The organism is Methylomonas sp. PHL2-19, assembly GCF_059331595.1.
Window position 1 is genome coordinate 1946853 of the sequence record NZ_CP196839.1, and the last position, 26284, is coordinate 1973136.

The following is a 26284-nucleotide window of genomic DNA, read 5'->3' on the forward strand; positions in this document are numbered from 1 at the left end:
AGCCGGGCCTAAGTTTTCGAAATTCTCGCTTTTTGTTTTCAGGTTAAAAAATGACTGCAGCCTTACCCATACATGATTACGCCCTGCTCGATGATGCCGAATGTGCCGCGCGCATAGAAGCCGCCAAAGCCAAACTCGGCAAACGCTGCATTATTCTGGGCCATCATTACCAACGCGACGAAGTATTCAAACATGCGGATATATTCGGCGACTCATTGAAATTATCGCGGGAAGCGGCGCAATCCGAGGCCGAATATATCGTCTTTTGCGGCGTGCATTTCATGGCGGAAGTGGCGGACATTTTGTCGCGGCCGGAGCAAATCGCGATTTTGCCGGATTTGGCGGCCGGTTGTTCCATGGCCGACATGGCCAATAAGGTCAAAGTCCAGCAATGTTGGGACGAATTGGCGAAAGTGATTGATGTGGAAAATACCGTCACCCCGGTGACTTACATCAATTCCGCCGCCGATTTAAAAGCTTTTTGCGGCCAGCATGACGGTATTGTCTGTACCTCTTCCAATGCCGAAAAAATCCTGAAATGGAGCTTTGCCAAACGCGAAAAAGTTTTGTTTTTCCCGGATCAGCACTTGGGCCGCAACACCGGTTACCGGATGGGTATCCCGCTGGAACAAATGGTAACCTGGGATTTCAACAAACCGCAGGGCGGTTTGACCGAACAGCAAATCCGCGATGCCAAGATTATTCTTTGGAAGGGTCATTGTTCCGTACATCAAGCCTTCCAGCCCGAACAGATCGACAATTTTAAGGAAAAATACCCGGAAACCATCGTCATATCTCACCCGGAAGCCTGTTTTGAAGTCTGCGAAAAATCCGATTACATCGGTTCCACTGAAATGATTTTGAAAATCGTCCGCGAAGCCGAAGCCAATACCCGTTGGTTGGTGGCGACCGAGCTGAATCTGGTTAATCGCCTGAATCAGGAATGCAAGGCACAAGGCAAAAGCGTGCATTTCATGGCGCCTACTTTAAGTATGTGCTCAACGATGTTCCGCACCGACCCGCAGCATCTGTGCTGGGTGCTGGAAAATCTGGCGGCCGGGCATGTGGTTAACCAAGTCTCCGTGCTTGCTGAGCAGGCGGCGCTGGCGAAAAAGACTTTGGATAATATGCTGCTGGCGTCTTAACGCCTTCTAAGCTTGCGCTCGCTGGCGGTGCTGGCGAGTTCAAGCGGGTTAATAATCTGAATGCAGTGCAGGCTGTAACAGAATTTTTCTGACGCCGGCTTGGGCGGCGTGATCGAATGCGGCAAGTCCATCGCTCAGTGGGTATTGGCCGTCTATCATGGTTTCCACGGGTAGCTTGTTTTCTGTCAGCAGCGCTAATGCGTCCGCGAAGGGGCCGCAGCGGGAGCCGATGATGTTGATTTCGTAAACCACCACTTTGCTTAAATCCAGCGCCGCGTTGGTTGCAAAGGTGCTTTTCAACACCAAGGTGCCGCGCGGTTTGACGATACGCAAGGCCTGCGCAAAACCTGAGGCTTGGCCGCTGGCGTCGACAACGCAGCCGAAGCTGTTGTCTGGAATCTCGTTAGTCAAGCCGGTCGCCAGTTGCCACTGTTTAGGTAATGCCAAGGATGCCGCCGACCGGCCCAACACCGTGACTTGGTAGCCGGCCAGACGCAACACCTTGGCGATCAACAAACCCAAGCGGCCGGGGCCGACCACCGCGATGTCGGCGATGGGCAGTGCGGCTATTTGTTTTACTACTCGCAGAGCAGCGGCCAGCGGCTCAGTAAACACGGCGGCTTGGTCAGATACCGAATCTGGCACGGGATACAAGTTAACAACCGGCAAACTGAAATAATCGGCAAATACCCCGTCTTTGCCGCGTATTCCCAGAACTTTACGATTCAAGCAATGCTCGGGGCCGTCGCGCTGGCACACCTCGCAGGCGTTGCAGCCGATATTGATGGAACCAACCACGCGCCGGTTCAGCCAATCTCTGTGTTTGTCATCGGCAACGGCGATGACCGTACCGACAAATTCGTGACCAAGGATGCCTGAAAAACCGGCATAGCCTTTCACCAGTTCCAGGTCGGTGGCGCAGATGCCGGCCAGGCGCAGTGCAATCAAAGCTTCGCCGGCAGCTAATTCGGGTATCGGCATATCGTTGCGGTAGGATAATGATTTGTCTAATCTCAATGCTTGCATCGGTATGGGCATGGTGTTGTGCAGAATTAACGTTTTACCAAACATTCAATCCAAGAATATATCTTTAGGGTTTTTCCAGCATTTTTCAGGTGGTTTGCAATGAGCGATTTACCGACGACGTCTTCTGCGGCAGCATTTCAACATTTTCTGGCCACGCCATTGGATACCTTGCTTACCAAGCTTACCAAGCATCAAGCGCTTAATCCGCAGCAAAAAATGCTGGCTCTATTTCAGCGTTGTGCGGCAGAGGTTCCCGCTTATCGGCAGTTTTTACAAGCCCAGCAAATCGATCCAGGGCAGATTAATACTTACGCGGATTTTCAAAAGCTGCCGTTAATCAACAAGGTTAATTACATGCAAACTTATTCTTTGCCGGCGCGTTGTTTCGGCGGCAGTTTGAGTGGGGCGGACCGGGTAGCGGTGTCGTCCGGCTCCACCGGCGTGCCGACTTTCTGGCCGCGTTCGGCGGCATATGAGTTGGATGTGGCGGTGCGCTTCGAGCAGGTGTTCAAGGACAGTTTTCAGGCCGATAAACGCAGTACGCTGGCGGTGGTGTGTTTTGCCTTGGGTAATTGGGTGGGCGGCTTGTTTACCACATCCTGCTGCTGGCATCTGGCGCAGAAGGGCTATCCCTTGCTGGTGGCGACGCCGGGTAATAACAAAGCCGAAATTTTTCGAGTGGTGCGCGAATTGGCGCCGCACTTTGAGCAAACCGTGTTGCTAGGGTATCCGCCGTTTGTGAAAGATGTGATCGATGCCGGTGCCGCCGAAGGCATAGACTGGGCGCAATTCAAACCCAAACTGGTGTTTGCCGGCGAGGTGTTTAGCGAGGAATGGCGCAGCTTGCTGTCCGAGCGTATCGGCTCGCAGTCGGTTTGTTTCGATTCCGCATCGTTATACGGTACCGCCGACGGCGGCGTGCTGGGTAACGAAACGCCGCTTAGCATCGCCATTCGCCGCTGGCTGGCGCAACGACCGGAAGCGGCCCGAGCGTTGTTCGGCGAATCGCGCTTGCCCACCCTGGTGCAATACGATCCGCATAGCCGTTTCTTCGAAGAACACGAGGGGACTTTGGTGGTCTCCGGTGAGAACAGTGTGCCTTTGCTGCGCTATCACATCGCCGACAAGGGCGGGGTGCTGAGCTATGAGCAACTGTGGGATTTTTTGCGGCAGCACGGCGTGCAGTCGGTCGAGGATTTAGGTTTGGCTAGCAGTTTTCAAGCGCGTAATTTGCCGTTTGTGTATGTGTTCGGCCGCGCCGATTTTACCGTGTCCTACTACGGCGCCAATATCTATCCGGAAAACGTCACGGTAGGTCTGGAACAGCCGGAGATCATGGCCTGGGTGACCGGTAAGTTTGTATTGCAAACTCAGGAAAATGCGGAGGGCGATAAGTATCTGCAGATTGCCGTGGAATTATTGCCTGGCGTGGCGCCCGAACCGGCGATGGCGCCGACGATAGCCGCCTCTATCCGCGCACAACTACTGCGTCTGAACAGCGAGTTTGCCCATTACACCCCAGCCGAAAAACAACTGCCGATGATTAGCCTTCATAACTTTGCGGATGCGGATTATTTCCCCGTTGGGGTAAAACACCGGTATACCCGGCGTTAATTGGTATATTCGGCGGCGGGTGCTGGGGCTCTAATAGTGAGAGCCCCAAAACTGCCAGGGTTGTGGAAGTTGCTGGCCCCGGAATTAACGTTTTTCGTCAGCCTCTTCGCCGATTTCCCATTCCTCGGTGGCGGTTTCGATGATTTTGCCGCTGGCGGCATCCACTTCGATTTTGGTTTCTAAGCCTTTGTCATTCACGATGTCGAATTCGTAAGACGAGCCGCCGTTTTCCTCCACTTCGTATTCGACTTCCTCAATCTTGCCGGGGTTGGCTTTTAACGCAATTGCCGCGGCATCTTCCTCGGTGATTTTGACATTCTTTTTGAATGCCTGGCTATTGGGGTCGGCTACTTCAGCTTCTTTTTCAGTCAGCTTGCCGCTGTCGGCATCGCACATGTATTCCCATTCCTGGCGGTTGTTGTCGCGCAGTTCCAGTTCATAGGCGCCTTTACCGGCTACGTTGAGCTTTTCCAGTTTGACCAGCTCACCCGCTTTTTCTTTTTTGACGGCTTGGATGCAATTTTCCAAGCCTTGATCGGCTGCTAAGGCATTAGCGGACAACATGCCAAAACCGGCTAATACAGATAATGCTAACACTGACTTTTTCATAAACCACCTCGCAAAAATAGGAAAAATTCCCGAATATCGGGAATCATACGCCTTTATGCATAATCAAGCCATGGCTATTGGCAAATTTTGTCAGTGTGTCCCGACTGTCGATAACCAGTTTCAGCTTGATTTGAGTTTGGCAATTGGAGACCGTTTTACTGCTGATACCGAGTTGCGCGGCTACCGTTTGCAACGAACAACCTTCGGCTAATAGGCAAAACACATCAAACTCGCGGGAGCTCAGAGAAACAAAGGGTTCTAACTGTTGTTTGATTTGCCGCATGGCCAGCAATTGGGCAATCTCTTGGTCCAGGTAATATTCACCCTGCACAATCGTGCGGATGATCTCAGCCAACTTGGCCGCGTCGGGAAACCATCTCAGCAACCCGGTCACTCCGACCTGCAAATACGTCAGGGCATGGGCGCTGGAATGGCTAAGCAAGGCTACAAACTTACAGGTGGGTGTAATGCCTTTTATTTGATCGATCAGATCCAGATTGTCTAGCAACGCCGCGTCACCATCGATCAGGACGACGTCTAAAGCCAACAAATTCATCGGTTCCGTAGTGTTTGGCTCGATTGTGATGACGGCAATGCCTTGGTTTTCCAATTCTTTCGGATTAAGGCTAATTTCTGCAAACCCTTGCGCGGGTAGCAATAACCTGATGACTGACACGATATATTGCCTATTGTCTAAACGGGTGGAATGGCAAACCTAGGACCTTTTGGTAAATAAGGTATTGCCGTTTTTAGTTTGAGCCCAGCTAAACTTGGAGATTAACGGAAACAGCGCGAGTTAGCGCCGATTCAATGACTCTCGATGTTTTTCAGCATCCGTTCGATAGATTGCATGTAGATCTGCACACTACTCTCAAAAGCCGGCGAAATGGCGGTAAATTGAAAACCTATGCGATGCGCAGTGCTTATCGTATTGGTTTTGACGTCGATACTGTATTTGGCGCGCATCGCAACGTCGGCGTGGTGGTGTTCGTGGTCTTGCAGAAATAAGGTGCAACTGACGACTTCAACACTAAGCAATTCCTGTTGCAAATCATGGTCCGGATTCAATAAAGCCAGTCCGCACAAGCCAATATCGATCAGTTTGAAGGTTTTAACGACAGATATTTGTTCGCCATCCGCACCGCTTAGCTTAAAACCGAATTGGCAATACGTGCCGGCATGCGACTGCGGCACTTTCACCCGGTAATAATTACGCCGTTGCCGCCAGTACAGTCTATCGGGCAAGGGCATGGTCAGTACCGCACCATGCGTGCTTTGCGCCAGTTTGATGTTCACCCCTTGAAAAGCCGCATCAATCCCATCCACCTGTGTGAAGAAATGCGCGCGCTTGCTCAGTAACAAACGGTCTGTCAATTCCTGGGTGGGCGCAATGTCTATCGCCAAGGTATTGTGTTTAGGGTCGATTTGCACAATCGCAGTTAAAAACGCCTGATTATCCGCGCCATAGCGAGCCGACAAAATGCAATTACGCTGCTGGATCTCCGTTAAATAATTGACAATCTGTTTCGGGCTAAAAATCGCGTAGTCGTTTTCCATTGCTAGTGATCATCGGTTTTGCAAATATGCGGAAAATATACGTTAAAAACCGGATTGTTGCCTTGTTGGAAATAAGGAGGGGCTTAAGCTTTTTAGGGCGGGGACGTTTAGGTCTAGTGGGTGCAACGCTGGAGCAATGAGCGAGTGCCGATGTGACAAATTCAGGCTAAGTTGTCAGGGAAGCATAGCGCGCACCTTGATCTGTCTAGCTTTGGTATTGACATCCCCTGGGAGCGGTAAAGGTATTTGAAGGCAGGGATCGACTGCCGGATGCGGCAAACAGTCTGACCGGTGGTAAGATCGAGGTGACGGGCGTAATCCCGTCACTCCAAGTCAATCTTTACAGCATCTCCGCGATCTGAACCGCCGCTCGCTTAACATCAAGAAATATCAAGCCCAATTTGGCCGATGACTTGGTTAAAACGGTGAGAACACCCTCAGAACCGGCATAGGTCATTAACACATAGCCGGCCTTGCCTTTGATCAGCACTTGCTCCAACTCGCCTCTCGCCAGCTCTTGCGCAGTCCGGTCACCCAATGACAACATGGCGGCGCTCATCGCACCTACCCGGTCTTCGTCCATGGAAGCCGGTAATACCGAGGCCATCATTAAACCATCAGTCGATATCACGCCACTGGCTTCGATGTCGGCCGATGAACCATTCAATTCCGTCAAAACAGATATTAATAAATCCGCGCGCATAGTGATCTCCTTATTTGTCTCTGTAGGCCAAGGCCAGATTGGTGAATAACGTGCGGCTCATGCCGGAAATTTTCAAAAACTTTTCCAGTTCTTCCGCCAGGCTCGAGGCTTGATAGGATTGCTGCATCACCAGCAATGAAAAGCCGGTTACCGAGTTAACCGCGGCAATCGTCCGAGCGCAATATTGCTTATCGTCACCAAAGGTTTCAACTATCAGCGTGAAAAGACGGTTATTGATCAAAGTCATCGCTCCGGCCATGAATTCGACAGGCAATTTAACCTTGACATGCACATCACCGACCTTGAACATCTGTGCGGTAAAGTCTTTATCATAGGGGCCTGTGAATAGTCCTTCCATCCATAGGCGGTGGGTTTTTTTCAAACCCTCGACTCGGCCTTCCAGAAACGAAGCCGTTTCCGGTATGGTGGCCAACTGTTGATAAAATTCGTCGGTTACCGCCGCCAGATGTGGCTTAATTTGCGACCCAACCTCTAGCAACAAAGCTTCCTTATCGGGGGTAAACCCGCTAAACGATTTGCCGTATACGGTCAGCTTTTCGAAATCCAATGACATTAAACACTCTCCTCGTGAACTAAAAAAAATGCAGCCGACTTTGTGGGGGTGTTTTTAGTGCGGCCGCATGGTCTTGCTAGTTAGACTCAGCGAGGAAAGCATATACCAGGTTTTTTGTTAGGTATTTTTTTGCACGGCTTATTTGTGGCTTATGAGAATTAGCTCGCAAACCATCGTGTTATTAATTTTTCGAGCGTCTATCGCCAAAGCATTGTGCTTAAGGTCAATTTGTAGCATTGCGGTTAAAACCGGGTGATATCGTATTCGCCAGCTAAGGCTTTCGGCACGACTTTCTCAATCGACACTACCGTGCCTTTAAAAATCAATGCACTGGCTTGAAGATATTCTTCCGGGTGCGGATGCCAACAACTGCAAGCTAGTGCCGGAGTTGGTATTGTCGCCAAACCCAAAACCCATGCCCCAAGGATCATATTTGCCAGCTTGCCATGCTTGTCCGATCTGAGGATACGAATATTCTTTATTGCTATTGCGGATTTTAGCTGACGGACATAGAAATTGATGGCTGCAATTGTCGATGTATTCATTTTTCTTCCATTTGGTAGTCAGAATTCAGGAGTTTGGAATGATGATCAGACAAAGGTAAATTGGTCGTCGATTACACTGTTTCTCAATCACTTGCCGACAAATTCAACACTGCCATCGCCCCGCCGCCCTCGGCATTGCCGACCTTGATCTTCCCGCCATGTAACACAGCCACTTCCCTAACGAAAGCCAAGCCCAACCCGGTACTCTTCCGGCCATTGTGGGGGCGGGGCAGGGAGTAAAAGCGTTCGAACAAACGTTCCAATGCGTAGTCGGGTATGCCGGGGCCGTGGTCGCGGATGCGCAAGATGATTTGCTTGCCGTTGCGGCGGCCGTCGATTTCGATTGTGGACTTGGCAGGGGCAAAGGCCAAGGCGTTATCCAAAAGATTGGAGATGGCCTGCCGCAATAAAAACTCTTCAGCCAGCACGGGCAGCGGTTTGTCTACCGACACGGCGGTGTGCAAATTGAGTTGCAGCAGTTGCGGGGCTTTTTCGGCCAGGACGCTATTAAGCAATTCGCCTAAATCCAATAGCTGTGGATCGGATAGCTGCTGGCGCTGCTCCAATTCCGCCAGTCCCAGTAGTCGTTCGATTAATTGGTCCAGGCGTTCGGCTTGTTCGCGGGCATTACCGGCGAAGCGACGGCGGTCGGCATCGGGTAACGGATCTTCCAGCAATTCCGCCGCGCCGCGAATGGCGGCCAACGGGCTTTTCATCTCGTGGGTCAGGGTTTGTACGTAGCGCTCAACGTATTGTTTGCCTTCCAATTCCTGGCGCATGGTTTCCAGCGCGTGTGCCAGCGTGGACAATTCGACGCTGCGCAATTTGGGCGGGCTGGCTTTGCCGCCGGACGCCACGCTGCGGGCGTAGCCGACCAGTAAATCGATGGCGCGGGTCAAGCGCCAGTTGAATACCGCGCCGAATAGCAAAGCGCCGCCGAACAGCCAGAAGGCACCGCGTTGTATAGCATTCTTGCTGGCGTCGACGATGGGTTGCAGCAGGGCGGTGGGGTAGGCGACGGTGACCACGCCGATCAATTTATCGCCGTCGCGCACCGGCGCCGCGACATGCATGGTCGAGCTGGCCTTATCGCCGGGATTGGCCTGCGAGGAACGCGCGCCGTATTGGCCTTGCAGGGTCAGATACACGTCGTTCCAGCGCGAGTAGTTTTCGCCGATTGCCGTAACCGCCGAGTCGAAACGAACGATGCCAACCGCGTCGGTGACGTAAACCCGGTAATCCAGGCTTTGTTTCGGAAAGCCGAAGATGGTCGCGGATACCGGTCGCTTGCTATAGCGCTTGACCGCTTGAGCGAAATGGCCGTCGGCGATGCTGCCTTGCCGCAAATCCGGCGCGGCCAGTTCGGCCAGCAGGTTGGCGGTATCGACCAAACTGGCTTCCAGCGCGGTGCGCACGCCGGGGCCGATCTGCTTCACCACCAGCATTAACACCAGTTGCCCAGTCACGGCCACCAGCAGGAAGTAGCCTAAAAACAGCCGTACCGATAACTTCATCGGCTTTGCAAGCTATAACCCAGGCCGCGATGGGTGCGTATAGGATCTTGATCGGCGGCGGCCAAGCGTAGTTTGGCGCGCAAGGTTTTGATGTGGGTATCGACGGTGCGGTCGAACACGTCGCCGGGGTCTTGCCAGATTCTTTCCAGCAGTTGTTCGCGGGAGAAAATCCGCTCGGGGTGTTCGATGAATAGTTTCAACAACAAAAATTCGTAACGGGTCAAATCCAGCAATTGTCCGTAATAGCGGATGCGGCCGGCTTGGCTGTCCAGTTCAAATTGTCCGGCAAGCGTAGGCGATTGGTCGGTGCCGATGGGCGCATTTAGTCTGCGTAGGATCACGCCCACTCTGGTCGCCACTTCGCGCGGACTAAACGGCTTGGTCACATAGTCGTCGGCGCCGATTTCCAAACCAACGATGCGGTCGATTTCGTCGCCGTGCGCGGTCAGAAAAATCACCGGAATATCCGAAAATCGACGCAACTGCCGGCACAAGTCAAAACCGTTGCCGTCCGGCAGGCCGACATCGAGAATCACCAAAGAGAACTCGGTGGATTGCAATCTGACCAAGGCGGTTTGCACTAAGTTGACGTGCTCGGTTCGGTAACCGCTGCTGTTCAGCACATAAATCAATGTGTCGGCAATCGCCGGTTCGTCCTCGACTATTAAGATGCGTTTGGCGGCAGTCACGGCTTTAATAAGTCATGCAGGCCGCGCTTAATAAGCCCGCCGCCAGCGCAAAGCCCGCCAGCACTATGGCGGGGCCCAGTTCATCGTCGGCGATGCGTTTACATAGGTCCGCGAAAGCCAGCCGCAGGCCAACAAACACCAGCACCTGTAAAAATAAAGCGATGCCGGCCCAAATCAACATATCGATAAACGACACGCTGTTGGCGATAGCGCCGCAAAGCGCCAATACGAAGCCCAGCAGCGCGGCGCTAAACGCTACGGCCGGCGCGGTTTTGCCCTCGCGGATCAGTTTGAATTCCGCGTAGGGCGTAATCCACAGATAACAGAAAGCAAACGCGCCGGTTAGCGCGGCGGCCGCGACGAAGTGCAGAAAAAAGCCGTTGGCACCGGCCAGGATGTGAGAGAGGTCTAGCGATTCCATAGTCAATTCTCGACGAAATAATGCGGGATAAAGCGGCTATTGTTGCTGGTGATTTCGGTTTTGTCTTCACGGATGCCGATGCCGGCCGGTTGATCGGCGATGATCCAGGAGCCGATCACCGGGAAATTGCCGGCAAACTCGGGCAGCGGGGTATAGCGTTGATAAATGCAGGCCTCGCCGCCGTAACTGCCGCCGGTTTCGACGAGGCTGGCGCCCCGGCGAATCTGGATGTTGGCGCCTTCGCGGGAATACAGCGGCTTGCGCACGTAATTGCCCAACAAGGGTTTATCGGCGAAGCTAGCCTCCAGCAAATTGGGGTGGCCGGGAAACAGCTCCCATAAAATAGGCAACAGGCCCTTGTTGCTGAGCAGCAGTTTCCAGGGCGGTTCCAGGATCGCCGGCTGGGCTTGCGGCAAGTAAGGACCAAACTCTTCTTGCAACAGCCATTCCCAGGGATAAAGCTTGAACAAAGCGCGGATGGGGTTATTGCGCAGATCGACAAAGCGTAGCCGGTTGGCGTCCCAGCCGATTTGTTCGATAGCCAGACGTTGGGTTTGCAGGCCGGCTTGTACAGCGGTGTCGCGCAGATATTCCAGATTGCCGCTGTCTTCGTCGCTGCTGTCGACGCCGGCAAAATGCAGGCTAGGTTGGCGCTGCCGGTAATCTTGCCAAAAGACCAGCAGTTTCTCGTGTATCGAATTGAATTGATCAGCGTCCGGATAGCAATCCCGCAGCCAAAACCATTGCACCACCGCCGCTTCCAGCAGCGCGGTGGGCGTGTCGGCGTTGTATTCCAGCAATTTGGGTTGGCCGCTACCGTCCCAGGCCAGATCGAAGCGACCGTAAACGCTGGGTTCACGGCGTTCCCACGAATCGACAATATAGGGCACGGCCCAATCCGGAATCAGCAGTTGCTTGAACAACTTGCGGTCTATGATGGCCTGAACGGCTTTTAGACACAGTGCATGTAATTCGGCGGTGACGTCGTCGAGCATATCGATCTGGCTGGCCGTGAACCGGTAACAGGCCGATTCGTCCCAATAAACATCGCCGTCCAGGGTGTGATAATTCATCCCCACGGCTTCGACCCGCTGCTGCCAATCGGCGCGGGGCCTTAGTTCGATCCGTTGCATGCTTAGCCGCCGAAAGAACTGTGCGAGCCGCCGAAGAAACCAAAGCCGCCACGTCTGACCGAACTATGGCTGTCCGCGCTGCCATTGCCGCGATAGCTGGAACTTGAGCCGCCGCCGTGACCACCGCTGCTTCGGCATTCAATCGGGTTGCCCTGGTCGTCGACGCAATCTTGTTGGCGGATCCGAAAATCGTCGGGGTTGGCGTGATAATTGGCTAACGATAAGCCGCCCAACAAAGCCAGTGACACCTGCATGGAACGCCGAGGGACTGCCGCTTGCACCGGCCGGGTTTCCGGTGCGGCTTGCAACACGCTTTCCCAGGTGGATAGCCGGGGATAGAAGTCGTAGTGATAAAGCGCGCCTATCGACAACAGCAGATAAAAGTCCAGCCTGTTTCCGCACAGCAGAAACAGCGGTAAGCCCAACCAGGCCACGCCATTGGCGATTAATGCGGAGCGGAAGGCTCGTTGCTGGGCCAGCGCCACGCGCACCGTATAGTTCGAAACGCCGATGGGCGGCTTGGCCAGCGTTTGCAATAACGGATAGGCCGCCAAGGCGATGGCAACAAACAACAAGCGCACCGGCCAGGCCGGCAATTGGGGCGCGTAACCGGCAAATAGCGGATATTGCCAGTGCAGCATCGTTGCATAAATCACGTACACCAGCAGATAGACGCCGGTCTGCACGGCCATGAAACGAAAGGACGACACCGCTTTATCGAACTCCACGCAGACAGCGCTGTTGCTACTCAGCGGGCTGCTGGAAAAGCTGCCGAGCCGATAGATGTTACGTCGATACGAATCCACCCATAGTCGCAGCTCCGCCGACAAAAAATTGCCTGCTATTTGAATGGACTCACGTTGGTTTTTGTTGGAGCCGTGAAAAAAGCGCCAGGATTTCGCATTTCCTTGATCTTGGCTATCAGCCACCAGCAAGGCATGGGTTGGAATAGTAGTTTGGCCGAGCCAGCTGTGTTTGACGATTTTGTCGGGATACAGCGTAATCGATTGAGTCGAGATGATGCCAAGCAGCGCCCAAGCAGCATACGCGCCGAATAAAATAAAAATAACTTCGACGATGAAAAAGTTACTTAGAAATCCCGCCCAAGCCATTAGGAAGGCCAGCGCTAATCCCAGTAGCGCAAGTAGTTGTCTCCAAGCGCTGTAAGTAAGAACCAGTTTTTTATTAAGCGACGACGATGGCATGGGCTCGGCTAAATAGGGCGATGGAATTAGATGCTGGATAATCGTCGGCGAAGCATAGCCGCTACTCGGTGTTTTTGCTGAAAATAGCCGCAAGGGGCCGGTTGCTGGAAGCTGATTGCTGGCATTGGCTTCGCATCTGTCTTCGGGCTTGTCTCAGATTGGTGTTTTCCTGTTTTGGTGCGGTGGCAGTCCGTTTTGGTGCGCGATGCTGATTTAGCTTGCTGAGGTTGGCAGCGCAAAGCTTGGTTGGGCTGCATTCAAAGCGCTGGCACAATCCGTGCTGCAATTTTCCCGGTGCAATGGCGCACCCTCGGTTCCCTTCAACAACGGCGTTGAAACGTTGCTGGTTTTATAACCCGCAATACTGTTTGCTCGGCCGTTGTCCTGCTTTTATCCCTTCAGGACTTTCGCTGACCACAAACACGCCGTTTCCAAGGGAGCTTTAGCTTGCGCATACAGGCTTAATCAAACGAATGTCGGTGCTTGATAACCACCGACATTCAAGTCGTTCCCACAATTTAAAGGTGAGTTATGTCCTATCTGATCCCTTCGGAATTCGTCACAAAAATGGTCGATGCCGGTGAATCCAAAATTTTCATGTCTACCCGCGACACGTTAATCCGCGCTTACATGGCCGGGGCGATCCTGGCTTTGGCGGCGGTATTTGCGGTGTCGATTACCGTGCAAACCAACTCGCCGATCTTTGGGGCGATTTTGTTCCCGGTCGGTTTTTGCATGTTGTATTTATTGGGGTTTGATTTGCTGACCGGCGTGTTCGTATTAACGCCGCTGGCCTGGTTGGACAAGCGCGCCGGGGTGACGTTGAGCGGCGTGCTCAGAAACTGGGGCTTGGTGTTTTTAGGCAATTTTCTCGGCGCGTTGACAGTGGCGGTGATGATGTCGGTGGTCTTTACTTATGGCTTCTCCGTGGAACCGGACGCCGTCGGTAAAAAACTGGCCGGCATCGGCGAAGCGCGAACCCTGGGCTATGCCAAATACGGCATTGCCGGCTGGCTGACCATTTTTATCCGCGGCATGCTGTGTAACTGGATGGTATCCACCGGCGTGGTCGGGGCGATGATTTCCACCTCGGTCAGCGGTAAGGTGATCGCAATGTGGATGCCGATCATGCTGTTCTTCGGCATGACCTTCGAGCATTCGGTGGTGAACATGTTTTTGTTTCCCTCAGGTTTGATCATGGGCGGCAATTTTTCGATCATGGATTATTTTGTCTGGAACGAGATCCCCACCGTGTTGGGTAATCTGGTCGGCGGTTTGGCGTTTACCGGTTTGACGCTGTATTCCACGCATGTCAAAACTGCGCCGAAGCGCTCTTTCAACTAAGCGCCAAGCGATCCGGCCCCGATGCCGCTGAGCACGGGGTTTTTTCTCGCTGTTAACCTAGCTAAGGAGTTAAACATGACACGCAACGAAGTGACCGAATTGGTCGTTACGCAAAAACTGGCCAAGCAATTGAGCTGGGCACAACTGGCTGAAGCGATTGGGTTAAGTAAGGAGTGGACCACCGCTGCATTGCTGGGGCAGATGACCCTGAATGCCGAACAAGCCGCAACCATCGGCGCGTTGCTGGAGTTGCCGCCCGCGGCCATCGCTCAGCTACAGGTAGTGCCGTACAAAGGTTCGCTGCCTAGCGCCGTGCCGACCGATCCCTTGATCTACCGCTTCTATGAGCTGGTGAATGTCTACGGCACCACCTTTAAGGCTTTGATCCACGAAGAATTCGGCGACGGCATCATGAGCGCCATCGATTTTAGTATGGACTTGCAGCGTGAGCCCGATCCGAAAGGCGATCGGGTCAAGATCGTCATGAGCGGGAAGTTTCTGCCTTACAAGAGTTACTGAGGCTGCCTTGCTTTAAACCATGTCCGGGAAATTAAGCATTACAGTCGGCCAATATTCCGACAAGGGCCGCAAGGCGCTGAATCAGGATTTTCATGGTGTTTATATGGCCAAGGAGCCGCAGTTAAGCGCCAAAGGCATTGCCATCGCCTTGGCCGACGGCATCAGCAGCAGCGAGGTTAGTCATATCGCCAGCCAGGCGGCGGTGACCGGGTTTTTGGCGGATTATTTTTGCACCTCGGAAGCTTGGTCGGTGAAGAAGTCCGTGCAGCGGGTACTGACGGCCACCAATTCCTGGCTGTATGCGCAAACCCGGCAAAGCCGCGATTGCTATGATATGGATCGCGGCTATGTCTGCACCTTGAGTGCGCTGGTGATTAAATCCGCCACCGCGCATCTGTTTTCTGTCGGTGATACGCGGATTTACCGGGTAAGCGGCGACGAGCTAGAACAGCTGACCCACGACCACCGTTTGTGGCTGTCTCAGGAAAAAAGTTACCTGAGCCGGGCCATGGGCATGGATTCGCATCTGGAAATCGACTATCAAACGCTGGCCGTCAGTTTGGGCGATATATTGGTGCTGGCGACTGACGGCGTCTACGAATACGTCAGCCCGCGCTTCGTTACCCAAACTATCCTGCAAGCCGGCGACGATCTGGACGCTGCCGCAAAAAACATCGTCGAGGCGGCCTACGCAAATGGCAGCAGCGATAATCTGACCGTGCAGATTGTGCGTATCGACCAACTGCCGCTACCCAGCGCCAACGAGTTGTATCAGTCCTTGACCGATTTGCCGTTTCCGCCGCCGTTGGACGCCAGGATGGAATTCGATGGTTACACCATCGTCCGGCAATTGCATGCCAGCAGCCGTAGCCATATCTACTTGGCGGTGGACAACGACACCCAGGCCCAAGTGGTGCTTAAAACCCCATCCATAGACTTGCGCGGCGACCCGGCGTATTTGGAGCGCTTTCTGATGGAAGACTGGATCGCCCGGCGCATCAATAACGCCCATGTGTTGCAGCCGTGCGCGCAGACGCGCAAGCGCAATTTTCTTTATGTGGCGACGGAATTTATCGACGGCCAGACCCTGAAGCAATGGATGATCGATCATCCGCAACCTGATTTGGAAACCGTGCGCGGCATCGTCGAACAAATCGCCAAGGGCTTGCGCGGCTTTCATAGGCTGGAAATGCTGCATCAGGATTTGCGGCCGGACAACATCATGATCGACAGCACCGGCACCGTTAAAATCATCGACTTTGGTTCGACGCGGGTGGCAGGCGTGCTGGAAATGGGGACTCCTATCGGCCATCAGCATATGCTCGGTACCGCGCAATACACCGCGCCGGAGTATTTTCTGGGCGAGCCGGGCACGGTGCGCTCGGAGCAGTTTTCCCTGGCGGTGATTACCTATCAAATGCTGACCGGCAAACTGCCTTACGGCGCGGAAGTGGTCAAATGCAAATCCAGGGCCGCGCAAAACAAACTTCGCTACGACGCCACTTTGTATCGCAACCGGGATATTCCGGGCTGGGTCGACGATGCGATTCGCAAGGCCGCGCATTCCGATCCGTATAAGCGCTACGAAGATTTATCCGAATTCATTTTTGACTTACGCCATCCCAATCCGGCGTTTTTGACCAAAACCGGTCCGGCATTGCTGGAACGCAATCCGGCGGCGTTCTGGAAGGGCGTGTCCTGCATATTGGCGGGGGTTATCGTGGCCTTGTTAATCGGGCAATCCGCAAATACCGATCAAGCCGAGTCTGTTAGCTGCGCCCGGAACAGCCGGGTGGAAGAGGGTGGCCGGTCCCCCGCGCCTGCGGCAAACAGGGCCGGGTCACCCCACACTCGCTAGCCTGCCCATCGGTATCGCCGGCCCGAATTTGCTTGTCTCTGCTATCCTTTCGGCTGTGCCGGAAAACCTGGAAGAATTGATCTGAGTTAATCGATAGGCTGAAAATTAACAAACATCGCCCGCTCCTTGGTATCCTTCGGCAAAATTAGCCCCAGTGTTAATGCATAACTTCCGAAATAACTAGAATTCCAAACTGGAGTTAGCCATGTTGGTCCGCCCGCTGTTTGTCACTTGTTGCGCTTGCCTGATCAGTGCGTCCACGCATGCGCAACCGGTTTCCACGGAAGAGGAAGAAAGAGCTTTGTCGCAAATCTACGGCACCGAGGATATGGTCAGTATCGCCAGCGGTTACAAACAACCGATTTCCAAAGCCCCGTCGATTGCCACCGTTATCACGGCCGACGACATCAAACAAATAGGCGCCACCGACATAGACGAAGCGTTGGAAAGCGTGCCCGGCCTGCACGTCGAACGCAACACGATAGGCTATAACCCGATTTACACGTTTCGCGGCATTTATTCGCAGTTCAATCAGCAAGTGCTGATGATGATTAACGGCATCCCGATCACCAATTCCTATACCGGCAGCCGCAGCGAGGTGTGGGGCGGCATGCCGATCCGCGACATCGCCCGTATCGAAATTGTGCGCGGGCCGGGATCGGCGGTATACGGTGCCGATGCCTTCGCCGGGGTAATCAACGTCATCACCAAAACCAAACAGGACATTGAAGGTACTGAGGTCGGCGGCCGGGTCGGAAGCTTCGATACCTATGACGGCTGGGCCTTGCATGGCGGCGAATGGGCCGGTTTTGACGTTGCCTTGGCTTTCGAATACCACAAGACTGCCGGGCAGGACGCCAACGTCGATGCCGACCTACAAAGCCAGTTTGATAGCTTGTTGGGGACCCGCGCTTCGCTGGCGCCGGGGCCGTTGAACATGTCGCGCGACAATCTCGACGCCCGATTGGATTTGTCGCGCGGCCATTGGCGGTTTCGCGGCGGGCTGCAACACCGCAGCGATTTCGGCAACGGCTCCGGTATCGCGCAAGCCCTGGACCCGGTCAACCGTTATGCCAGCGACCGTTGGAACGCCGACGTCACTTACCATAACGCCGACATCGAAAACTGGGATTTGACGACGCAAGCCAGCTATTTCGAAACCAGTCAGGAAATCGAGCGCAATCTGACGCTATTTCCGGCCGGCACTACCTTGCCTATCGGCGCCAACGGCCAGATCGGCGCCGGCGCGCCGGTGACGTTTCCCAATGGTTACATCGGCAACCCTGAGGTGTGGGAACGCCATGTCCGCATCAGCCAGACCTTTGCTTACGGCGGTTTTCAGGGACATCAGTTACGCAGCGGCATCGGTTTTAATTACGACAGCCTGTTCAAGGCACGGGTCAGTCAGAATTTTGGTATCGATCCCGCCACCGGCGCGCCGATACCGTCGCTGCCGGGGATTCCGCTGACCGACGTTTCCGGCACCTCCGCGACCTTCATTCCGGAAGTGGATAGGAAAGTGGCATACCTGTTTTTACAAGACCAATGGAATTTTGCCAACGACTGGAGTTTGACCGCCGGTGCTCGTTACGACCGCTATTCGGACTTCGGCAATACCTTCAATCCGCGCGCGGCCTTGATCTGGGAAGCCCGCTACGATTTAACGGCAAAACTGATGTACGGTTCGGCGTTTCGGGCGCCGTCGTTTCAAGAAATGTATATCATCAACAACCCGGCGCAACTCGGCAATGCCGCCTTACGCCCGGAAACCATGGAAAACGTCGAGCTGGGCTTCGACTATCGGCCGACGGACAGCCTGCGCCTGGGTTTGAATTTCTTTAACTTCTGGTGGAAGGACATCATCCGTTTTGTACCGGATGCCAATGCCACCACTTCGACGGCGCAAAATACCGGTGTCCAGCAAGGCTACGGCACCGAACTGGAAGCGGAATGGCAGGCCGCCGACACTTTGAAAATTATCGGCAACTACGCCTATCAACGTAGCCGCGACCAGGCTCTGGATCGTGATAGCGGGTATGCGCCGCACCATCAGGTCTATCTGCGTCTGAATTGGGAGTTTTTGCCGGATTGGCAGCTCAGTCCGCAAGCGAAATGGATAGTGGGCCGCGACCGTAGTTTCGGCGATACCCGCAAGCCGGTCGCGGATTATACTTGGGTGGATGTGACGCTACGCCGGCAGAATTTGGCCAAGCATCTGGAAGTGGCGTTTTCGGTGCGCAATCTGTTTGATGTCAGTGCCCGTGAACCCAGTCTGGCCGGCAATCCGGCCGCCATTCCTAACGATTTACCATTGGCGCCGCGCAGTTTTTACGGCGAAATCAGTCTTCATTTTTAGCCGAGGCGCCGTTGCTTGGGTCTTGTTTACACCGTAGTTCGGGAGTCATTTTGTTCTATAGACTATTTTTTCAGCTGGGGTTGGCCTTATGCCTGCTATGGCCTTTTTGCGGCGGCGCCTGGGCGCAAGCGCCCACCGTTGCCATCGTTTATCCCGATGTGCGCGAGCCTTACCGTTCGGTGTTCATGGAGATCGCGCGCGGCATGGAACAGGAGCTGGGTAAGCCGGTTGGTCATTACCTGTTGAGCGAGCGCGACAAGTCAGTCGAAAAATTGATTCAGGATTTGAAAAACGATCGGATCGATGTGGTCGTGACACTGGGCCGCGCCGGCTTGGCGGTTGCCAAGTCGGTGTCCACCGAGTTTCCGGTGGTGATAGGGGCGACCATGATCCGGCCCGACGAAGTGCAAGGCTTGGCTGGTATCAGTCTGACGCCGGCCCCGGAAGCCATGTTCGACCATTTGAAAAAATTGGTGCCGGAGGTGAAAAAAATTACCGTGATTTACGACCCTCGGCAAACCGCCTGGGAGATCGAGCGTGCCGGGCGGGCGGCTCTTGAACGCGGCTTGACGTTGGTGGCGCAGCCGACCGGCAACTTACACGATTCCTCGGATCAGTTTCGGCAGATTTTGCTGGAAATTAAAGATAATTCCATAGCCCTCTGGCTGCCGCGCGAAAACGCCGCCATGGACGAATCGTCCTTGTTACCGGAAGTGCTGCGTGAAGCCTGGGAGAAAAATTTCGTAGTGTTTTCCAGCAATCTCGACCATGTGCGCAAAGGGGCGTTATTTTCCTTGTACCCGGACAACTTCAGCATGGGCCGCAGTTTGGCCGGTTTGGCGGTCCAGCAAGTACAGGCGGGCGGTAAATTCGAATCGGTCGAACTGCTGCGGGATTTGCTGGTGGCCGTTAATTTACGCACTGCGGAACATCTGGGTTTGCGTTTTTCCAGTCAGACGCGCCGTGAATTTGCGATGGTTTTCCCGGTACCTTAAACGCAATGAAGCGTTTGCGATGGCCCAGATTCAAGCGGGCGAGTTTCCTGCAACAGCTGGCCGTGACCTTTTGTTTCGGCCTGATCGTCATCTCGACGTTGTCGGCATTCGGCATTTCCACGCTGTCCTACTACATTGTCCGCGATAAATGGATCGCCCAAGGCCGGCAAACCACGGAAGCCTTTGCCGCACAGAGCACGCTGGCCTTGTTGTATGCCAGCAAGGAGAATGCCGAGGAGCCGGCTCGCCGTTTCCTGGCGTTTCCCGATGTGCGCGGCGTGGCTATCTACAACAGCGCCCTGGAGCCGTTATTCGAACGCGGCGAACCGGCCATGCCGGATGCTGACGCCGCGCGCTGGCCGGAGTCCCTAGCCTTGGTGCATGAGAACGAGCAAGCCTGGTATTTTGCCGCGCCGGTATACGCTCGCAATGCCGCCACGCAAGAGACGTCACCGTTCGAGGCGCAAATGCCGACACCGGAATTGGTCGGCTACGTGCGCTTGGTGATGGGCAAGCAATCGCTCAGCGTCATGAAAGAAAAAATTCGCTGGACCACTTTTATGGCGTCCAGCGGCTCGGCCGCGCTGTTTCTGTTGTTTCTACTGGCGATGTCACGGCGCTTGACCTCACCGATTCAACAATTGGCGTTGAGGATGCGTAAAGCCTCGGCCGGCGAGAAAAATGTGCGGGCCAGATTAAACGGGCCGCGCGATATTATCGAAATGGGTGAAGCCTTCAACACCATGATGGCGGTGTTGGAAACCCGGGAACGGCAGTTGGAACGAGCCCGCGACACAGCGCTGGAATCGGCGCGGCTGAAAGGCGAGTTTGCCGCCAATGTCAGTCACGAACTGCGCACGCCGCTGAATGCGGTGCTGGGTATGCTGGAGTTGCTGCAGGATATGGGGCTGACGCCCAAGCAACTGGAATACTCGATGGTAGCCCGCAACGCCGGCGAAGCGCTGTTGAAGTTAATCGAAGATATTTTGGATTTCTCGCGTATCGAATCCGGCATGATGAAGCGGCAGCCGGTCGACTTCGTGCTCTACGAAACCTTGGACGAAGTCGTCGAATTGATGTCCGCGCAGGCGCACCGAAAAAATCTGCAACTCACTTACTCGCTGGCCGACGATATACCGCTGGTGTTGAACGGCGAAGCGTCCAGGGTGCGGCAAGTGCTGATTAATCTGGTCGGCAACGCGCTGAAGTTTACCGAACACGGCGGCATCGCCATTGATGTAAACGTCGAAGCGGCGGCAAGCGATGCCGTCCAGTTGCGGTTCTGCGTGACCGATACCGGGATGGGCATACCGGAGGCAGCACAAACCAGTATTTTCGATGCTTTTGTGCAGGCCGACGGCTCCAGGACCCGGAATCATGAAGGTGCCGGCCTGGGGTTGGCAATTTGCCGGCAGTTGGTGCAACTGATGGGGGGGCAAATCGGCGTCCAAAGCCGAGAAGGGCACGGCAGTTCGTTTTGGTTTACCGTACCCTTCAAGCCACCGCGCGGTACCGAGGGCATCTCCGAGGCCCGGCAAGCTTATTTCGCCAATCTGCGAATATTGGTCGTCACCGAAAACGACAAAATGCGGCAGTTTTTGGCGCAAAGCCTGGAGCGCTGGAAGATACACTACCGGCATAGCGGCTACGGCATCAAAGCCGTGGACATGTTGCGTTCCGCCTGCGATCAGGATCAAGCTTATCAATTTGTCATCATCGATCTAAGAGATGCCGGCGATGCCACTTGGGTGGATATGGTCGTTGACGACCCGGCGCTGGCCGATGTCAAAATCGTGTTGTTGTCCGACCCCGGCAACGCCGTCAATCTATCGCGCTTGCCGAACGTGGCCGCACAGTTGGCGAAACCGGTACAGGTTTCCAAACTGTACGATTTCATATTAACCGCCGGTCAGGATTATCAGGAACCCGCGGCCGACTTGGCGCCCGAGGTCGAGCAAAGCGTCGTGCTCCGGCGGCGCATATTGATCGTCGAAGACAACCGTGCCAGTCAAATGGTGGCCGCGGGCATGCTGGAGCGGCTGGGTTGCCGCTACGAAATCGCCGGCTCCGGCGTCGAGGCCTTGTCTTGGCTGGAGCATCAGGCTTTCGATTTGATCCTGATGGACTGCCACATGCCGACTATGGACGGCTTTGAGGCGACTCGACGCATCAGGCTGCTGCCCGAGCCCGTGGGCCGGCTGCCCATCGTGGCGATGACCGCCAACGCTCAGCAAGGCGATAGCGATTTGTGTCTGGCGGCCGGGATGGACGATTATCTGGCCAAACCGATCAAGCTGAAGCCGTTGCGGGAAAAACTGCTGAGTTGGTTCGAGGGCAGGCCGTGCCTGACCGCCGAGCCGCTCTCGCCGGAGCCGTCGCTGGAGGCGCTGGATCACGCGGTTTTACGCCAATTGCGCGAGGAAATCGGCCAGGGTTTTGTGAAGATGGTCGGCTATTACCTGGAAGACGCGCCGGCGCAAATCGAGCAAATCGCCCAGGCGCTGGCGACGGACAATCACGCGCAATTACGCGAATCGGCCCATGGCCTGAAGGGCGCCAGCCGCAACCTGGGCGCAGAAAAGCTGGCGCTGATCGCCCGGCAACTGGAAGAGCAGGCGGCTGAAGCGCAGATTGAAAACGGCGAGGCCTTACTGCAGCAATTGCGCGACGAATACCGGTTCATCGAACAACTGTTGAGCTTGGAAATAGGCGCGGAAACGGCTGCTGACCCGGTCCCGCAGGCCGGCCCCAGAATTTTGGTGGCGGACGACGATAGAGCCATGCGGTTTGCCTTGCAAGATGTTTTGGAGAAAGATGGCTACCGGGTGGATTTGGCCGGCACCGGCCGGCAGGCGCTGGCGCTGTGCCAGCGGCAAATGGCGGATTTGATCTTGATGGACGCGATGATGCCGGAAATGGACGGTTTCGAGGCCTGCCGCAAAATTCGCGCGCTGCCCCATGGGGCGGAGGTGCCGATACTGATGATTACCGCTTTGGAAAACGACCATTCGGTGGAATTGGCGTTCTCCATTGGGGCTAACGATTACATTCCCAAACCGATTCATTTCGCGGTATTGCGTAAACGTATCGCGCATTTGTTGGAAGCCAGCCTGACCCAGCGGACCTTGAATCGCCTGGCTTACCACGATCCCTTGACCAATCTGGCCAATCGCACGCAATTCATCGACCGGCTGAACTCGGTGATCGCCGTCAGCGCTGATCAAAATCAGCTGCATGCCGTGCTGTTTCTGGATTTGGATAGGTTCAAACTGACTAACGACACCTTGGGGCACGATGTCGGCGACCAGTTGTTGAAAGCCGCGGCGGAGCGGATTCAAGGCTGTGTGCGGCGGGAAGACATGGTGTCCCGGTTCGGCGGCGACGAATTTACGCTGCTGTTGGAAAATATCAGCAATCCGCAAGTCGCCGCTGCCGTCGCCGACAAGATCCGTATCGCCATCGCCCAGCCATTCGCGTTGATGGAGCAAGAGTTTTACGTCAGCTCCAGTATCGGCATTTCGCTGTATCCCGCCGACGGCGCCGACAGTGGTTTGCTGATCAAACACGCCGATACCGCGATGTACCGCGCCAAGGAGCAGGGCAATACCTATTGTTTTTATGAAGATAATATGGAATTTGTCGTGTCGACCAAGCTGCGTCTGGAAAGCGACTTACGCCGGGCGCTGCAACGCGACGAATTTTTTCTTCACTACCAGCCGCAAATCGATCTGGATTCCGGGCGGATTGTCGGCGCCGAGGCGCTGATCCGCTGGCGACATCCCGAGCTGGGCTTGATTCCGCCCGATCAATTCATTCCGGTCGCCGAAGAAATCGGCCTGATTGAGGCGATAGGTGCGTGGGTGTTGGGCGAGGCGTGCCGGCAGAGCCAAATTTGGCGGCAAAGCGGCTATCCGGCGTTCACGATGGCGGTCAATGTCTCGGCGCGGCAATTGGATCAGGAAGACTTTGTCGCGCAAGTTATCGACATCGTCAATGAAACCGGCTTGCCCGCCGAATACCTGGAATTGGAGTTGACGGAAAGTTTGTTCATCCGCAATCCGGGACGGAAGCGGGCTATATTGGCCAAGCTCAGGGAAGCCGGCTTGCAAATTTCGATAGACGATTTCGGCACCGGTTATTCCAGTTTGAACCAACTCAAGCAGTTTGCCTTCGACAAGCTGAAAATCGACCGCTCATTTGTGGCGAACATACCCGACGACGCAGACGCCGCCGCGATTGTGATGGTGATTATTTCCATCGCCAAGATTCTGAAATTCAAGGTGATAGCGGAAGGCGTGGAGACTGAGCAGCAGGCGCAATACTTGTTAAGAAACGACTGCGACGAGGCGCAGGGTTATCTGTTTGGCAAGCCGATGGCCGCCGACGAGTTTACTGCCTTGTTGGCGCGAGCAAAAGTGGCCGTGGGTTAGTCACCAACCGTTTGCGGTGGCCTCGCCGGCCAGCCAGATTTTCGCTCATCCATCATTCCCGGTTCACCGGTAAGGCCGCGATACGCCGTTCTATGTCTTGCATCAGTTGTTTGTACGCTTCGCCGTCGGTACCGCCAAAACGGCGGATAAACTCGGCTTCGGTTAGTGATTCCGGTAAATCGGCGGTAGCCGGCATGATTTGATTTTCATCGGCGACAGCCATAATCGCTTGAATTTTCCGTGCCAGCGCCGGACTGGCGACAGCTTGTTCGCCCATGCGCGTGCCGGCCCGGTCGGCGGCCAGATCGTTAAACGAAAAGCCGCTGCCGCCGCGCGAATCTTCTATTTCCTTAAACAAACCCACCGCGTCGGCCAACGGAGTGCCGGAATAGGCCGCCAGCATCGCCGAAACCAGGTAATGTTTCGCTAGGTCGTCGCGGCCGTTCAGCGTTATTTGGCGCCAAATCGGGCGGGGCCAAAGTCTGGATTCCGGGAGAATTTTCGTCAGGCGCTGTTGATTGGCATAAAGTGTCAATATCAGAATCAATGCCCGGTTTTCCTGAATCGGGTCGTTGCTGGCGCTTCGTTGTGCGGCCAGCTGAAACAGCGGCTTGCTGAAATCAGTGAGACTGAGGCTTTTGTTATCTGTCCGGCTTAGTTCCGCTAAATGTCGCTGATAAGCCTGCAGACGCTGCTGATCATCAGGCGTTAGCAAGGCGCCGCGCAATTTGCCGGGCAAGTCAGTTTGCCAACGATAGGTTACCGTCAGGCGCTGGGGTTGAAACAGCACATGCTTGACAATATCGGCGAAGGCTTGCCGATCCGCTGCCGGTTGCAAGGTGTTGAGCGCCCATTTCAGCAAGGGTTTGGCTAGCATGCCGGGCAGCCGGACTTGTCCCAAAGACAGGTGGTCCACTTCCGGTAAGTCGCTGGTTTGCTTAAGCGCCAACGTCAAATTCAGATATTGGCCTACAGGATTTCGGGGTAAAGGCAAGCTGGCGTCGATGTGGGCGCGGCCTTGATAGAGCCGTAAACCCGCTACGCCGTTAGCGTATTGATTGGCAAGATAATTGATCGCCAGGTCCAATTCCTGTTGATCCAGTGCCACTCGGGCGATCGCGCCGGATTTTAGACGGCGCGGATCGTTTTGCCGAAAAATTAATTTGCCGCGGGCAATTTGTGCCGGTGTCAGGTCGGCTCGGGTTTGTAATTTTGGCTTGTCATCAATAGCCAGCCATAGCGCCATTCCGGACAATACAGGCAATAGCAACACTGCCAGCAATACGCTTTTTGTAATCCATTTCATCGGGCGTTCCGTTCAATCCTTGCTGTGGACCATGGTCGTGTTAAATGCTTAAAAACCTTAGGGCAGGCGTTGGGCTAATGTGGTTTGTTGCGCTGTTCTTCATATGCCGACGGACTGACGCCGGCGCTTGCCAGATATTCGCGCAGATGTTTGACTTCCTGTTTAGTGCATATGCCGCTGTGGTGTGGATGATGCAACACGCCTTCGACATTATTCAGTATCACGCGAAAGCGCGCACCATGGCTGGGTTGCAGGTTGGCGCCCAGGTGGTGCAACAGCGATTCTATTTCCCGCCAATGGATGTTGCCGCTAACCGGATCCTGGAATATCGCGCGTAGCAGATTTAAATGGTGGCTCATGGCTGCATCCTCCTGCATCAAAATTGGTAGCTTAAGTTTGAACCGAGTTGGGGTTCAATTTGGCTGGTGAAAGGTGGTGTTTAACTAAATTTGTTTCAAAATAAGAAACAAATCATGTAGTAAATGCCTTATTGTAAATAAATGGCAAAGGTTTATAGTTAAACCGTCTTCAATGAATCGGCTGAAACCCAGTCAAGGTGGAAAAAATGAACAAGTCAAGCAATCTGTATAAAGACATCGTCACCGGATTGTTTTTTGCTACCGGTATGTTCAGCTTCCTGTCCGGTCAGTTTGTTCTTTCCACACTGTTTTTTGGCGCTGCTTCCCTGTTTAGCAATATCGAAGTGGCTAAACCGGTCCGATTTTAAGTTTTTTCGTAGTA

General features: G+C 54.5%; 23 protein-coding genes. 9 read left to right on the top strand and 14 right to left on the bottom strand.

What is annotated here, in order from left to right:
• The first annotated feature begins 50 nt into the window (after positions 1–50).
• Positions 51–1145 (top strand): quinolinate synthase NadA, encoded by a 1095-nt coding sequence (gene nadA, locus ACR02O_RS09235; protein WP_494523245.1) that lies wholly within the window; start codon positions 51–53, stop codon positions 1143–1145.
• Positions 1146–1193: 48 nt separating this feature from the next.
• Here nadA and ACR02O_RS09240 read toward each other — a convergent pair whose 3' ends face one another.
• The gene (locus tag ACR02O_RS09240) at positions 1194–2171 is read right to left on the bottom strand and encodes an MDR/zinc-dependent alcohol dehydrogenase-like family protein (RefSeq protein ID WP_494523246.1); all 978 of its coding nucleotides are present in this window, start codon (positions 2169–2171) and stop codon (positions 1194–1196) included.
• 99 nt (positions 2172–2270) lie between these two features.
• Between ACR02O_RS09240 and ACR02O_RS09245 the strand changes: the two genes are divergently transcribed.
• Positions 2271–3785, top strand: a complete 1515-nt coding sequence (locus ACR02O_RS09245) for a phenylacetate--CoA ligase family protein (RefSeq protein ID WP_494523247.1) — start codon at positions 2271–2273, stop codon at positions 3783–3785.
• Positions 3786–3869: 84 nt separating this feature from the next.
• Here ACR02O_RS09245 and ACR02O_RS09250 read toward each other — a convergent pair whose 3' ends face one another.
• From ACR02O_RS09250 to ACR02O_RS09300, 11 genes are all read right to left on the bottom strand, one after another.
• Positions 3870–4382 carry a PepSY domain-containing protein gene (locus ACR02O_RS09250; RefSeq protein ID WP_494523248.1) on the bottom strand — a complete coding sequence of 171 codons (513 nt, stop codon included), beginning with the start codon at positions 4380–4382 and terminating at the stop codon, positions 3870–3872.
• A gap of 55 nt (positions 4383–4437) precedes the next feature.
• Positions 4438–5070 carry a LuxR C-terminal-related transcriptional regulator gene (locus ACR02O_RS09255; RefSeq protein ID WP_051669661.1) on the bottom strand — a complete coding sequence of 211 codons (633 nt, stop codon included), beginning with the start codon at positions 5068–5070 and terminating at the stop codon, positions 4438–4440.
• A 131-nt stretch (positions 5071–5201) separates the two neighbouring features.
• On the bottom strand, positions 5202–5951 hold the full coding sequence (locus ACR02O_RS09260; protein ID WP_033155500.1) for a flagellar brake protein: 750 nt from the start codon (positions 5949–5951) through the stop codon (positions 5202–5204).
• Between the two features lie 340 nt (positions 5952–6291).
• Positions 6292–6654, bottom strand: a complete 363-nt coding sequence (locus ACR02O_RS09265) for a roadblock/LC7 domain-containing protein (protein ID WP_033155499.1) — start codon at positions 6652–6654, stop codon at positions 6292–6294.
• 10 nt (positions 6655–6664) lie between these two features.
• Positions 6665–7228 carry a protoglobin domain-containing protein gene (locus tag ACR02O_RS09270; RefSeq protein WP_171696051.1) on the bottom strand — a complete coding sequence of 188 codons (564 nt, stop codon included), beginning with the start codon at positions 7226–7228 and terminating at the stop codon, positions 6665–6667.
• 242 nt (positions 7229–7470) lie between these two features.
• Complete coding sequence (locus ACR02O_RS09275; RefSeq protein WP_171696050.1) at positions 7471–7773, bottom strand: hypothetical protein; 303 nt, start codon at positions 7771–7773, stop codon at positions 7471–7473.
• Between the two features lie 83 nt (positions 7774–7856).
• Entirely contained in the window at positions 7857–9287 is a 1431-nt protein-coding gene (gene creC, locus ACR02O_RS09280) for a two-component system sensor histidine kinase CreC (protein ID WP_171696049.1), read from the bottom strand.
• Positions 9284–9976 (bottom strand): two-component system response regulator CreB, encoded by a 693-nt coding sequence (creB, locus tag ACR02O_RS09285; RefSeq protein WP_171696048.1) that lies wholly within the window; start codon positions 9974–9976, stop codon positions 9284–9286. The genes creC and creB overlap by 4 nt, the downstream gene beginning before the upstream one ends.
• 4 nt (positions 9977–9980) lie before the next feature.
• Positions 9981–10397, bottom strand: coding sequence for a DUF350 domain-containing protein (locus ACR02O_RS09290; RefSeq protein ID WP_494523249.1), 417 nt, complete (start codon positions 10395–10397; stop codon positions 9981–9983).
• 2 nt (positions 10398–10399) lie between these two features.
• Entirely contained in the window at positions 10400–11530 is a 1131-nt protein-coding gene (locus ACR02O_RS09295; protein ID WP_494523250.1) for a glutathionylspermidine synthase family protein, read from the bottom strand.
• Positions 11531–11532: 2 nt separating this feature from the next.
• On the bottom strand, positions 11533–12735 hold the full coding sequence (locus ACR02O_RS09300; protein ID WP_494523251.1) for a hypothetical protein: 1203 nt from the start codon (positions 12733–12735) through the stop codon (positions 11533–11535).
• Between the two features lie 531 nt (positions 12736–13266).
• Here ACR02O_RS09300 and ACR02O_RS09305 point away from each other — a divergent pair.
• From ACR02O_RS09305 to ACR02O_RS09330, 6 genes are all read left to right on the top strand, one after another.
• Positions 13267–14079, top strand: a complete 813-nt coding sequence (locus tag ACR02O_RS09305; protein WP_033155490.1) for a formate/nitrite transporter family protein — start codon at positions 13267–13269, stop codon at positions 14077–14079.
• Positions 14080–14154: 75 nt separating this feature from the next.
• A complete protein-coding gene (cynS, locus tag ACR02O_RS09310) occupies positions 14155–14598 on the top strand; it encodes a cyanase (protein ID WP_415880303.1) in 444 nt (147 codons plus the stop codon).
• A gap of 19 nt (positions 14599–14617) precedes the next feature.
• Positions 14618–16456 carry a bifunctional protein-serine/threonine kinase/phosphatase gene (locus tag ACR02O_RS09315; RefSeq protein WP_494523252.1) on the top strand — a complete coding sequence of 613 codons (1839 nt, stop codon included), beginning with the start codon at positions 14618–14620 and terminating at the stop codon, positions 16454–16456.
• A gap of 205 nt (positions 16457–16661) precedes the next feature.
• Positions 16662–18812, top strand: a complete 2151-nt coding sequence (locus ACR02O_RS09320) for a TonB-dependent receptor plug domain-containing protein (protein WP_458136981.1) — start codon at positions 16662–16664, stop codon at positions 18810–18812.
• A gap of 50 nt (positions 18813–18862) precedes the next feature.
• Positions 18863–19807 carry an ABC transporter substrate-binding protein gene (locus ACR02O_RS09325; RefSeq protein WP_494523253.1) on the top strand — a complete coding sequence of 315 codons (945 nt, stop codon included), beginning with the start codon at positions 18863–18865 and terminating at the stop codon, positions 19805–19807.
• A gap of 5 nt (positions 19808–19812) precedes the next feature.
• The gene (locus ACR02O_RS09330; protein WP_494523254.1) at positions 19813–24237 is read left to right on the top strand and encodes an EAL domain-containing protein; all 4425 of its coding nucleotides are present in this window, start codon (positions 19813–19815) and stop codon (positions 24235–24237) included.
• A 52-nt stretch (positions 24238–24289) separates the two neighbouring features.
• Here ACR02O_RS09330 and ACR02O_RS09335 read toward each other — a convergent pair whose 3' ends face one another.
• Positions 24290–25543: a hypothetical protein gene (locus tag ACR02O_RS09335; protein WP_494523255.1), complete on the bottom strand. Its 1254-nt coding sequence runs from the start codon at positions 25541–25543 to the stop codon at positions 24290–24292.
• A 74-nt stretch (positions 25544–25617) separates the two neighbouring features.
• Positions 25618–25902 (bottom strand): type II toxin-antitoxin system HicA family toxin, encoded by a 285-nt coding sequence (locus ACR02O_RS09340; RefSeq protein WP_494523256.1) that lies wholly within the window; start codon positions 25900–25902, stop codon positions 25618–25620.
• A 206-nt stretch (positions 25903–26108) separates the two neighbouring features.
• Between ACR02O_RS09340 and ACR02O_RS09345 the strand changes: the two genes are divergently transcribed.
• The gene (locus ACR02O_RS09345) at positions 26109–26270 is read left to right on the top strand and encodes a hypothetical protein (protein ID WP_165786391.1); all 162 of its coding nucleotides are present in this window, start codon (positions 26109–26111) and stop codon (positions 26268–26270) included.
• Positions 26271–26284: the final 14 nt, after the last annotated feature.